Origin of the sequence: Roseovarius salincola (assembly GCF_026891095.1) — a bacterium.
In the GTDB taxonomy this organism is placed as follows: domain Bacteria; phylum Pseudomonadota; class Alphaproteobacteria; order Rhodobacterales; family Rhodobacteraceae; genus Roseovarius; species Roseovarius salincola.
Genome location: NZ_JAPTNL010000006.1, coordinates 19,864 through 32,865 on the forward strand (window position 1 = coordinate 19,864; position 13,002 = coordinate 32,865).

The 13,002-nt window shown below is 63.4% G+C and carries 5 protein-coding genes; all 5 read left to right on the plus strand.

Annotation, left to right across the window (positions count from 1 at the left end):
- Positions 1-167: 167 nt before the first annotated feature.
- The 5 genes from rpoB to dctP all read left to right on the plus strand — a co-directional run bounded on the left by rpoB (position 168) and on the right by dctP (position 12,941).
- On the plus strand, positions 168-4,307 hold the full coding sequence (gene rpoB / locus N5A93_RS08735) for a DNA-directed RNA polymerase subunit beta (RefSeq protein WP_268954704.1): 4,140 nt from the start codon (positions 168-170) through the stop codon (positions 4,305-4,307).
- A gap of 54 nt (positions 4,308-4,361) precedes the next feature.
- Complete coding sequence (gene rpoC, locus N5A93_RS08740; protein ID WP_268954705.1) at positions 4,362-8,606, plus strand: DNA-directed RNA polymerase subunit beta'; 4,245 nt, start codon at positions 4,362-4,364, stop codon at positions 8,604-8,606.
- Positions 8,607-8,778: 172 nt separating this feature from the next.
- A complete protein-coding gene (locus N5A93_RS08745) occupies positions 8,779-10,470 on the plus strand; it encodes a sensor histidine kinase (protein ID WP_268954829.1) in 1,692 nt (563 codons plus the stop codon).
- Positions 10,467-11,807 carry a sigma-54-dependent transcriptional regulator gene (locus N5A93_RS08750; protein WP_268954706.1) on the plus strand — a complete coding sequence of 447 codons (1,341 nt, stop codon included), beginning with the start codon at positions 10,467-10,469 and terminating at the stop codon, positions 11,805-11,807. The genes N5A93_RS08745 and N5A93_RS08750 overlap by 4 nt, the downstream gene beginning before the upstream one ends.
- Before the next feature lie 117 nt (positions 11,808-11,924).
- Positions 11,925-12,941, plus strand: a complete 1,017-nt coding sequence (dctP, locus tag N5A93_RS08755) for a TRAP transporter substrate-binding protein DctP (protein ID WP_268954707.1) — start codon at positions 11,925-11,927, stop codon at positions 12,939-12,941.
- Positions 12,942-13,002: the final 61 nt, after the last annotated feature.

The window sequence follows — 13,002 nt, forward strand, 5'->3', positions numbered from 1 at the left end:
AGCAAGACCCTGGATGTTCAGGGTTTTTCTAAGGCGAGGTTCTCGCGATCGGGAGGCCCCTGGTGGGACAGGGGCCGGGAATGGATCGCACCCGCCATCTCGAAAGGCCGTGCTGCTGGAGCCCGACAGCAGGTGCGGCCGGTGAGAAACGAAAGGTGACCAGACACATGGCTCAGACCTTCCTTGGCCAGAAACGTTTGCGCAAATACTTCGGCAAAATCCGCGAAGTTCTTGAAATGCCGAACCTTATCGAGGTTCAGAAATCCTCGTATGACCTGTTCCTGAAATCCGGCGAGCAGCCCGATCCGCAGGACGGCGAAGGCATTAAGGGTGTTTTCCAGTCGGTTTTTCCGATCAAGGATTTCAACGAAACCAGCGTGCTGGAATTCGTCAACTACGATCTGGAACGCCCGAAATACGATGTCGAGGAGTGCATGCAGCGCGACATGACCTACAGCGCCCCGCTGAAGGTCACGCTGCGCCTCATCGTGTTCGATGTGGACGAGGATACCGGCGCCAAATCGGTGAAGGACATCAAGGAGCAGGACGTGTTCATGGGGGACATGCCGCTCATGACCCCGAACGGCACCTTCGTGGTGAACGGCACCGAGCGGGTGATCGTCAGCCAGATGCACCGCAGCCCCGGCGTGTTCTTCGACCATGACAAGGGCAAGACCCACAGCTCGGGCAAGCTGCTGTTCGCCTGCCGCATCATTCCCTATCGCGGGTCGTGGCTGGATTTCGAATTCGACGCCAAGGACATCGTGTTCGCCCGTATCGACCGCCGCCGCAAACTGCCGGTGACGACGCTGCTTTATGCGCTGGGTCTGGACCAGGAAGGCATCATGGATGCCTATTACGACACGGTCGATTACAAGCTGAAGAAGAACAAGGGCTGGGTCACCAAGTTCTTCCCCGAGCGCGTGCGCGGCACGCGCCCGACCTATGATCTGGTCGACGCCAAATCGGGCGAGGTAATCGGCGAGGCCGGCAAAAAGGTCACGCCGCGCGCGGTCAAGCAACTGATCGACGAGGGCAAGGTCAGCGACCTGTTGCTGCCCTTCGAGCAGATCGTCGGCAAGTTCGTCGCCCGCGACATCATCAACGAGGAAACGGGCGCGATCTATGTCGAGGCCGGTGACGAGCTGACGCTGGAGCGCGACAAGGACGGCGATATCATCGGCGGCACCGTCAAGGAGCTGATCGATGCGGGCATTACCGACATCCCGGTTCTGGATATCGACAACATCAATGTCGGTCCCTACATCCGCAACACCATGGCGATGGACAAGAACCGCAACCGCGAAACCGCGCTGATGGACATCTATCGCGTCATGCGTCCGGGCGAGCCGCCCACGGAAGAGGCCGCCTCGGCCCTGTTCCAGACGCTGTTCTTCGATTCCGAGCGCTACGACCTGAGCGCCGTGGGCCGGGTCAAGATGAACATGCGCCTCGCACTCGAGAAGCCCGACACGCAACGCACGCTGGACCGCGAGGACATCGTCGCCTGCATCAAGGCATTGGTCGAACTGCGCGACGGCAAGGGCGATATTGACGATATCGACCACCTCGGCAACCGCCGGGTACGCTCGGTCGGCGAGCTGATGGAAAACCAGTATCGCGTCGGCCTTCTGCGCATGGAGCGCGCCATCAAGGAGCGTATGAGCAGTGTCGAGATCGACACGGTGATGCCGCAGGATCTGATCAACGCCAAGCCTGCCGCAGCCGCGGTGCGCGAGTTCTTCGGCTCGTCGCAGCTGAGCCAGTTCATGGACCAGACCAACCCGCTGTCGGAAGTCACCCACAAGCGGCGCCTGTCGGCGCTCGGGCCGGGCGGCCTCACGCGGGAACGCGCGGGCTTCGAAGTGCGCGACGTGCATCCGACCCACTATGGCCGGATGTGTCCGATCGAAACGCCGGAAGGCCCGAATATCGGTCTGATCAACAGTCTTGCCACCTTTGCACGGGTCAACAAATACGGCTTCATCGAAACGCCTTACCGTAAGGTTGATAACGGCCAGGTCACCGACGAGGTGGTCTATATGTCCGCCACCGAGGAAATGCGCCACACCGTGGCCCAGGCCAATGCCAAGCTGGACGATGATGCCCGCTTCGTGAACGACCTCGTGTCGACCCGGCAGTCGGGCGAATACATGCTGGCGCCCAACGAAAGCGTCGATCTGATCGACGTGAGCCCCAAGCAGCTGGTCTCGGTCGCGGCTTCGCTCATTCCGTTCCTGGAAAACGACGACGCCAACCGCGCGCTGATGGGGTCGAACATGCAGCGTCAGGCCGTGCCGACGCTGCGCTCGGAGGCGCCGCTGGTCGGCACCGGGATCGAAGGCGTCGTTGCCCGCGACTCGGGCGCGTCGATCATGGCGCGCCGCGCCGGTGTGATCGACCAGGTCGACGCCGCACGTATCGTCGTGCGCGCCACCGAGGACCTGGAGATCGGCGATCCGGGTGTGGATATCTACCGGATGCGCAAGTTCCAGCGCTCGAACCAGAACACCTGTATCAACCAGCGTCCCCTGGTGAAGGTGGGCGACACCGTCCAGAAGGGCGAGGTGATCGCCGATGGGCCGTCCACGGATATGGGCGAACTGGCGCTGGGCAAGAACGTCATCACGGCCTTCATGCCCTGGAACGGCTACAACTTCGAGGACTCGATCCTGATCTCGGAGCGGATCGCGCAGGATGACGTGTTCACCAGCGTGCATATCGAGGAATTCGAAGTGGCCGCGCGCGACACCAAGCTGGGGCCGGAAGAGATCACCCGCGACATCCCCAATGTCGGCGAGGAAGCGTTGCGCAACCTCGACGAGGCGGGCATCGTCTATATCGGCGCCGATGTGGAGCCGGGCGATATCCTGGTGGGCAAGATCACGCCCAAGGGCGAAAGCCCGATGACCCCGGAAGAAAAGCTGCTGCGCGCCATCTTCGGCGAAAAGGCCAGCGACGTGCGCGATACCTCGCTGCGCGTCAAGCCGGGCGATTACGGCACGGTCGTGGAGGTGCGCGTCTTCAACCGCCACGGTGTCGAGAAGGACGAGCGCGCCTTGCAGATCGAACGCGAGGAAGTCGAGCGTCTGGCCCGTGACCGGGATGACGAGCTGGCGATCCTAGATCGCAACATCTATGCGCGTCTCAAGACCCTGATCCTGGGCAAGGTCGCCGTGAAAGGCCCCAAGGGCGTCAAGGCAAATTCGGACATCACCGAAGAGCTGCTGGACACGCTGACCAAGGGCCAGTGGTGGCAGCTTGCCCTCAAGGACGAAAAGGACGCCCAGATCGTCGAAGCGCTGAACGAGCAATACGAAGCGCAGAAACGCACCCTGGAAGCCCGTTTCGAGGACAAGGTCGAGAAGGTCCGCCGCGGCGACGACCTGCCGCCGGGCGTGATGAAGATGGTCAAGGTCTTCATCGCGGTGAAGCGCAAGCTTCAGCCGGGCGACAAGATGGCCGGCCGTCACGGCAACAAGGGCGTGATTTCCAAGGTGGTCCCGATCGAGGACATGCCGTTCCTTCAGGACGGCACGCCGGTCGATTTCTGTCTCAACCCGCTGGGCGTGCCGTCACGCATGAACGTCGGTCAGATCCTCGAGACGCATATGGGCTGGGCCGCGCGCGGTCTGGGTATCCAGATAGACGATGCGCTTCAGGAATACCGCCGCTCGGGCGACCTGACGCCGGTGCGCGAGGCGATGAAGGTGGCTTATGGCGACGATGTCTATGAAGAGGGTATCGCCGACATGAACGAAGGCCAGCTGGTCGAAGCCGCAGGCAACGTGACCGGCGGTGTGCCGATCGCGACGCCGGTCTTCGACGGCGCCAAGGAAGCCGACGTCAACGACGCGCTTCGCCGCGCCGGGTTCGACGAGTCGGGCCAGTCGGTCCTGTTCGACGGGCGCACGGGCGAGCAGTTCAGCCGCCCGGTCACCGTGGGCGTCAAATACCTGATGAAGCTGCACCACCTTGTGGACGACAAGATCCACGCGCGTTCGACCGGGCCTTACAGCCTGGTGACGCAGCAGCCCCTGGGCGGCAAGGCGCAGTTCGGCGGCCAGCGTTTCGGCGAGATGGAAGTCTGGGCGCTCGAAGCCTATGGCGCGGCCTACACGCTGCAGGAAATGCTGACCGTGAAGTCGGACGATGTGGCGGGCCGGACCAAGGTCTATGAGTCGATCGTCAAGGGCGAGGACAATTTCGAGGCCGGCGTGCCCGAAAGCTTCAACGTTCTGGTGAAGGAAGTCCGCGGCCTCGGCCTCAACATGGAACTCCTGGATGCAGAGGAGGACGAGGAATAACGGCGGGGTTCCCCGCCGTCCCCATCCCCTCTGCCAGCCTTCAAGGATTTGAACATGAACCAGGAACTTATGAACAACCCGTTCAACCCGAACGCCCCCGCAAAGGTGTTCGACGAAATCAAGGTCAGCCTGGCCAGCCCGGAGCGTATCCTGAGCTGGTCCTATGGCGAGATCAAGAAGCCCGAGACGATCAACTACCGCACGTTCAAGCCCGAACGTGACGGCTTGTTCTGCGCGCGCATCTTCGGTCCGATCAAGGATTACGAATGCCTGTGCGGCAAATACAAGCGGATGAAATACCGTGGTGTCGTGTGCGAGAAATGCGGCGTCGAGGTCACGCTCCAGAAGGTGCGCCGCGAGCGCATGGGCCATATCGAACTGGCCGCGCCCTGTGCGCATATCTGGTTCCTCAAGTCGCTGCCTTCGCGCATCGGCCTGATGCTGGACATGACCCTTCGCGATCTCGAGCGGGTTCTCTATTTCGAGAACTACGTGGTGATCGAGCCGGGCCTCACGGACCTGAGCTATGGTCAGATGCTGACTGAAGAAGAGTTCATGGACGCGCAGGACGCCTATGGCATGGATGCCTTTACCGCCAATATCGGCGCCGAGGCGATCCGCGAGATGCTTCAGAACATCGACCTTGAAGCCGAGGCCGAGCAGCTGCGCGCCGACCTGGCCGAGGCCACGGGCGAACTGAAGCCCAAGAAGATCATCAAGCGCCTGAAGGTCGTCGAAAGCTTCGTCGAATCCGGCAACCGTCCGGAATGGATGGTGATGACGGTGATCCCGGTCATCCCGCCCGAGCTGCGCCCGCTGGTGCCGCTGGATGGTGGCCGCTTCGCCACGTCGGACCTGAACGACCTTTACCGCCGCGTGATCAACCGCAACAACCGCCTCAAGCGCCTGATCGAACTGCGCGCGCCCGATATCATCGTGCGCAACGAAAAGCGGATGTTGCAGGAATCGGTCGATGCGCTGTTCGATAACGGCCGCCGCGGCCGCGTCATCACCGGCGCCAACAAGCGCCCGCTGAAGTCGCTTTCGGACATGCTGAAAGGCAAGCAGGGCCGCTTCCGCCAGAACCTTCTGGGCAAGCGGGTCGATTTCTCGGGCCGTTCGGTCATCGTGACCGGCCCCGAACTGAAGCTGCATCAATGCGGCCTGCCCAAGAAGATGGCGCTGGAGCTGTTCAAGCCGTTCATCTATTCGCGCCTTGAAGCCAAGGGCATGTCCTCGACCGTGAAGCAGGCCAAGAAGCTGGTGGAAAAGGAACGCCCCGAAGTCTGGGACATCCTGGACGAGGTGATTCGCGAACATCCCGTGCTGCTGAACCGCGCGCCGACCCTGCACCGTCTGGGCATCCAGGCGTTCGAGCCGATGCTGATCGAGGGCAAGGCCATTCAGCTTCACCCGCTGGTCTGTTCGGCCTTCAACGCCGATTTCGACGGCGACCAGATGGCCGTGCACGTCCCGCTGAGCCTTGAGGCGCAGCTGGAAGCGCGGGTTCTGATGATGTCCACGAACAACGTGCTTTCGCCCGCCAACGGTGCGCCGATCATCGTGCCTTCGCAGGATATGGTTCTGGGCCTCTATTACACCTCGATCATGCGCGAAGGCATGAAGGGCGAGGGCATGTCTTTTGCCTCGATCGACGAGGTGCAACACGCACTGGATGCCGGTGAGGTGCATATGCACGCCAAGATCACCGCGCGCGTCCTGCAGATCGACGAGGAAGGCAACGAGGTGATGCAGCGCGTCGAGACGACGCCCGGCCGGGTGCGGATCGGGTCGCTGCTGCCGCTCAATGCCAAGGCGCCCTTCAGCCTGGTCAACAAGCTCTTGCGAAAGAAGGAAGTGCAGCAGACGATCGACACCGTCTATCGCTATTGCGGCCAGAAGGAATCGGTCATTTTCTGCGACCAGATCATGTCGATGGGCTTCAAGGAGGCGTTCCGCGCCGGCATCAGCTTTGGCAAGGACGACATGGTCATTCCGCAGGACAAGTGGACCATTGTCGAAGAGACCCGCGACCAGGTGAAAGGGTTCGAACAGCAATACATGGACGGCCTGATCACCCAGGGCGAGAAATACAACAAGGTGGTCGACGCCTGGTCGAAATGCAACGATCAGGTGACCGAGGCGATGATGAACACCATCTCGGCCGAGATCCGCGACGAGACCGGCGCGGTGAAGGAGCCCAACAGCGTTTACATGATGGCCCACTCGGGCGCGCGGGGCTCGGTCACGCAGATGAAGCAGCTGGGCGGGATGCGCGGCCTGATGGCCAAGCCGAACGGCGACATCATCGAAACGCCGATCATCTCGAACTTCAAGGAAGGTCTGACCGTGCTGGAGTACTTCAACTCCACTCACGGCGCCCGCAAGGGTCTGTCGGACACCGCCCTGAAGACCGCCAACTCGGGTTACCTGACCCGCCGCCTGGTGGACGTGGCGCAGGACTGCATCGTGCGCGAGCATGATTGCGGCACCGACCGCGCGATCACCGCCGAAGCCGCCGTCAATGACGGCGAGGTGGTGGCATCGCTGGGCGAACGCGTGCTGGGCCGTGTCGCGGCCGAGGATATCCTGAACCCGGCCACCGACGAGGTGATCGTCAAGGAAGGCCAGCTGATCGACGAGCGCACCGCCGACGCGATCGAGGTGGCCGCCGTGCAGACCGCGCGTATCCGCAGCCCGCTGACCTGCGAGGCCGAGGATGGCGTCTGCGCCATGTGCTATGGTCGCGACCTGGCACGCGGCACGATGGTCAACACCGGCGAGGCCGTGGGCATCATCGCGGCGCAGTCGATCGGCGAACCCGGCACCCAGCTGACGATGCGGACCTTCCACATCGGCGGCGTGGCGCAGGGTGGCCAGCAATCCTTCCTCGAAGCCAGCCAGTCGGGCACGATCGTTTTCGACAATGCCCAGACCCTGGAGAATTCCTCGGGCGAGATGCTGGTCATGGGCCGCAACATGAAGCTGCGGATCATGGGCGACAACGATGTCGAACTGGCAAGCCACAAGATCGGCTATGGCACCAAGCTGTTCGTCAAGGACGGCGACAAGATCAGCCGTGGCGACAAGCTGTTCGAGTGGGACCCCTACACGCTGCCGATTCTGGCCGAGAAGGCGGGCACGACGAAATTCGTAGACCTGACGACCGGCGTGTCGCTGCGTGACGTGACCGACGACGCGACGGGCATGACCCAGAAGATCGTTTCGGATTGGCGCGCAGCCCCCAAGGGCAACGAGCTCAAGCCCGAGATTCTGATCGTGGGCGAGGATGGCGAGCCGGTCCGCAACGATGCGGGCAACCCGGTGACCTATCCGATGTCGGTCGACGCGATCCTCTCGATCGAGGAAGGCGAGCCGATCCAGGCCGGTGACGTGGTCGCGCGGATCCCGCGCGAAGGCGCCAAGACCAAGGACATCACCGGCGGTCTGCCGCGTGTGGCCGAACTGTTCGAGGCACGCCGTCCCAAGGACCACGCCATCATCGCCGAGATCGACGGCTATGTCCGTTACGGGCGCGACTACAAGAACAAGCGCCGCATCACGATCGAACCCGCGGACGAGTCGATGGAGCCGGTGGAATACATGGTGCCCAAGGGCAAGCATATCCCCGTCCAGGAAGGCGACTATGTCCAGAAGGGTGACTACATCATGGACGGCAACCCCGCCCCGCATGACATCCTGTCGATCATGGGTGTCGAGGCGCTGGCCGATTACATGATCAACGAGGTGCAGGAGGTCTACCGCTTGCAGGGCGTGAAGATCAACGACAAGCACATCGAAGTGATCGTGCGCCAGATGCTGCAGAAGTGGGAGATCCTCGACAGCGGGGATACCACCCTTCTCAATGGCGAGCATGTCGACAAGGCGGAGCTGGCCGCGGCCAACGAGAAGGCGATCGCCAAGGGCGGTCGCGCCGCCAGCGGCGAGCCGATCCTGCTGGGCATCACCAAGGCTTCGCTGCAGACGCGCTCGTTCATCTCGGCCGCCTCCTTCCAGGAGACGACCCGCGTGCTGACCGAAGCCTCGGTTCAGGGCAAGGTCGACAAGCTGGTGGGCCTCAAGGAGAACGTCATCGTGGGCCGTCTGATCCCGGCGGGCACAGGTGGCGCGACCCAGAAGGTGCGCCACATCGCCCAGAGCCGCGACAATGTTGTGATCGAGGCTCGCCGCGAGGAGGCCGAGGCCGCCGCCGCACTGGCAGCGCCCGCCGAGGACGACGTGATCGGGGGCGATGAGTTCGACACCTTTGTCGACACCCCCGAGAGCCGCGACGACTGAACCACGCGCATTGCGCATCCAAGGCAAAGGCCCCGCGGTTGATCCGCGGGGCCTTTCGCCATTGAAGGGGCTGCGCAAGGGCGCGCATGAAAACCCTTGCAATCATGGGCAGGACCGACAATCGATGGGTATGCGCCGCTTGCATGCCCTTCTTGCCCTTCTGGCTGTGGCCATGGTGACGACATCCCTTTTCTGGATGTCGCTCAGTTATTTCCAGTCGGAAGAGCGGACCAAGGCGCAAGGCCGTCTGTCGCTGTTTCGCAGCACCGTGCTGTCGGAACTGGAGCGGTTCTCGCATCTGACCTATGTGCTGGCGCGCGACCCTTTCGTGATCGAGACCGCGCAAGGCGCGGGCACTGCCCGGCTGAACCGCCGTTTCGCCGCCTTCGCGCGCCAATCTGGGCTGGATGCGATCTATCTGATGCGGCGCGACGGCGTCACGATCGCGGCCTCCAACAGCGGCCAGCCGGGTAGTTTTGTCGGGCAGGATTATTCCTTCCGTCCCTATTTCCTGGATGCCATTGCCGGGCGGCAGGGGCGCTTTTACGGGATCGGGGCCACCACGGGCCTGCCGGGGTATTTCATCGCCGACTCGGTGCGCGACAGCGCGGGCGAGGTGATCGGGGTGGTGGCGATCAAGCTTGATCTTTCCAAGCTGGAAGCCAGCTGGAGCGAAGCGGGCGAGCAGGTTTTTCTGGCCAACCGCGCCGGGGTGGTGCTGTTGTCATCGACCCCCCAATGGCGCTATCGGGCGTTGCGCGCGCTTTCGCCCGAACAGGAGCAGGCGATCCGCAAGTCGCGCCAGTTTCCCGGCCAGCCGCTGGATCCGCTGGACTGGACCCCGCTTGAAGGGGCGTGGGCGCAGATCGGCGGGGTGCCGCGCATTCACCTGACCGCCAATGACCTGCCGCATGGCTGGGAGCTGCACTATTTCGCCAGCGATGACCGGGCCGTGACGCGCAGCCTTCTTGTATCGGCGGTCGTGCCGATTCTGGCCGCGCTGGTGTTCATCTTTTCGCAATTGCGCCGTACCAACCGGATCGGCGCGGCGCTGCAACGCTCGGTCGCGGAAGAGGCGCAGCTGCGTCAGGCCAACGAGCGGCTGGCCATCGAGATCGAGGAACGCAAGCTGACGGAACGCCAGCTCAAGCGCACCCAGGGCGAGCTGGAACGCGCCAGTCGCCTGGCGGCGCTCGGGCAGCTTGCGGCCTCGGTGACGCATGAGCTGGGGCAGCCCTTGGCGGCGATCCGCAACCATCTGGCGGCGGCGGAAATGAACAATGGCATCTCGCAGAAGGTGGCACCGCGCATTTCGGCGCTGGTCGACCGGATGGAAGGCATCACGCGGCAGCTCAAGTTCTTTGCCCGCACCGACAACGAGGGATTTCGGGAGGTCGATCTGCGCCAGGCGATGCAGGCCGCACTGGAGCTGGTCGAGCCCAACATCCGGCAGGTCGAGGCCGAGGTGACGCTGGAGGCGCCGGATTATCCTGTCGTGGTGCGCGGCGATCAGCTTCGGCTGGAGCAGGTGATGACGAACCTTTTGCGCAACGCGATGGACGCGTTGGATGACAGTTCCGAACGCCGGATTCTGGTGCGGATCGGCATGGCCGAGCAAACCGGCTGGTTCGAGGTGCGTGACAGCGGCCATGGGCTTGGCAATGCGGCGCTGTCGGACCTGCAGGAACCGTTTTTCACGACGCGCGAAAGCGGGCGTGGCATGGGGCTGGGCCTTGCGATCTCGGGCAATATCGTCAAGGAACATCATGGCCGGATCACCGCGCGTAATGCAGATGCGGGCGGTGCGGTGTTCCGGGTGGAAATTCCGCTGGCCCACACCGAGGAAGAGGAGGCCGCCGAATGAACCGCTCGCAAAAGCGCAGCATTCTTCTGGTCGATGACGACAGGTCGATGCGTGAGTCCCTCGTCGAGCTTCTAGAGGCCGATGGCTGGCGGGTCGAGGCGGTGGCGCGTGCCGAACGGGTGGCCGACCGGCTGAGCGCATTCCAGCCCGACGTGATTCTGTCGGATGTGCGGATGCCGGGCATGTCTGGGCTTGATCTGCTGGAAAGTCTTGTGCCGGGCATGTCGCCGCCCCTGGTGCTGATCTCGGCGCATGGCGACATTCCGATGGCGGTAAAGGCCATGCAGGACGGCGCCTACAGCTTTGTCGAGAAACCCTATGAGCCGCGCCGGTTGCTGACGATCCTGCGCCACGCAGCCGATCAACACCACATGAAGCAGAGCAACGAGCGCCTGAAGGCGCGGCTGCTGCGGCTGTCGGGGCTTGACCGGGTGCTGCTGGGCGAGGCTGCAGAGATCCGCGCGCTGCGCGAGGATATTCTGGACCTTGCCGAGAGCGACGCGCCGGTCCTGATCGCAGACGAAACCGGCACTGGCAAGGAACTGGTGGCGCGCGCGCTTCATGATCTTTCCAACCACAGTGACGGGCCGTTCCTGGCGCTCAATTGCGCGGCGCTTTCGCCCGAGAGTTTCGCCGCCGAGATGTTCGGCGGCGTCGATGGTCAGGGCGGGCGCCTCGTGTCGGTGGATGGCGGCACGCTTTTCCTGGACGAGATATGTTCCTGCCCGCTGGAGGTGCAGGCCAAGCTGTTGCGCGTGATCGAGGACAAGCAGATCCTGCCGGGCGATGGCAGCGCGCCGATCCCGTTGGCGTTCCGGGTGGTATCGGCCACCAACGAGGACCCCGAACAGGCGGTAGCCGAAGGGCGGCTGCGCCAGGATCTGCTGTTTCGCATCAACACCATGCTACTGAACCTGCCCACCCTGCGCCAGCGCCGCGACGATCTGGTCCTGCTGCTGACCCATTTCACCGAGGAGCTTGGCCGCGTCCACGAAGCCGCCCCGCCGCCGCTCGGCCAGGAAGACATTGCCGCGTTGATGGCGCATGACTGGCCGGGCAATGTGCGCGAGCTGCGCAATGTCGCCGAGCGCCGGGTGCTGGCGGCCCGCCGTGGCGGAGGATCTGTCGCGCAGGCGATGCGCACCGACCCCTTGCACGAGGACGTGCCCGACACCCTGCGCGAGGCGGTCGCGGCCTTTGAGCGCGAATTGATCGGCAAGGCGATCAAGGCCCATGAGGGGCGCATGGACGCGGTAGCCGAGGCGTTGGGCATCGGGCGGCGCACGCTCAACGAAAAGATCGTGAAATTGGGGCTCGACAAGGAGGCGTTGCTTTAGTCTGCGGAAATCCGCAGGCCGGGCGCGCGCGGGCGCGCGGTTTTCTTCCTTGGCGAATGGCGCGGTTTTTCCGATACTTTCCTCATCATATCCGCATGTATTTTGGGAGGAGAGACCATGCAGAAGATTCTTGGCCGTGTGGCCGTGGCCGCGATCAGCCTTGCCTTCGCCACCGAGGCGGTGGCGACGGAATGGAACGTTTCGCTGTGGGGCAAGCGGCGCGCCTTTACCGAGAACACCGAGAAGCTGGCCGAACTGGTGCCCGAAAAGACCAACGGTGAATTCACCCTCAACATCAGCTATGGCGGCCTGTCCAACAACCGCGAGAACCTGGACGGGATCAGCATCGGCGCCTTCGAGATGGCGCAGTTCTGTGCCGGCTATCACCGCGACAAGAACCCGTCGATCACCGTGCTGGAACTGCCGTTCCTGGGTGTCGAGACGCTGGAGCAGGAGCGCGAGCTGTCGATGGCGCTTTATGAGCAGCCTGCGGTCAAGGAAGACCTTGCGCGCTGGAACGCCACGCTGTTGATGCCTTCGCCGATGCCGCAATACAACCTTGTCGGCCTTGGCGACGCGCCGCGCACACTTGATGATTTCGCGGGGCTGAGCGTGCGCGCCACCGGCGGCATCGGGGCCGCGATGGAGGCCGTGGACGCGGTGCCGACTTCGATGTCGGCGACCGAAGTGCGACAGGCCCTGGATAGCGGCGTGATCTCCGCTGCCGCATTCGCACCACATGCGCATATGGCATTCGGCACCATCGAGAATGCCAAGTGGTGGACGACCAACCTCAATCCCGGCACTGTGAACTGCCCGGTGGTCGCCAATACCGACGCGCTCAACGATCTGTCCGACGCACATCGCGACGCGCTGATGAGCTCGATCGACGAGGCGCTGGATTACTACGTGGATTTCTACACCAACAACACGATGGAAGCCTGGGGTCCGGCGCTGGACGAGCGCGGCATCGAGCGCATCAGCTATGACGCCGAGTCGCTGGCCGCTTTCGAAGAGGCGGTTGCCGGTCCGGCGGCCGAAGCCTGGATCGAGGACATGAGCGCGCGCGGTCTGCCCGCACAGGAGCTTTACGACTTCGCTACCGGCAAGCTGGCCGAGCTCAAGGGCAACTGAACCCCGCAAGCTGACAACATGACCCGCCGCACCCGGCTCAGGCGCCCGGTGCGGCGGAGCT

Bases quoted from the DNA above. Each gene is read 5' to 3' on its own strand.
- N5A93_RS08750 (WP_268954706.1), top strand. From the start codon at position 10,467: ATGAACCGCTCGCAAAAGCGCAGCATTCTTCTGGTCGATGACGACAGG.
- N5A93_RS08745 (WP_268954829.1), top strand. From the start codon at position 8,779: ATGGTGACGACATCCCTTTTCTGGATGTCGCTCAGTTATTTCCAGTCG.
- rpoB (WP_268954704.1), top strand. From the start codon at position 168: ATGGCTCAGACCTTCCTTGGCCAGAAACGTTTGCGCAAATACTTCGGC.
- rpoC (WP_268954705.1), top strand. From the start codon at position 4,362: ATGAACCAGGAACTTATGAACAACCCGTTCAACCCGAACGCCCCCGCA.
- dctP (WP_268954707.1), top strand. From the start codon at position 11,925: ATGCAGAAGATTCTTGGCCGTGTGGCCGTGGCCGCGATCAGCCTTGCC.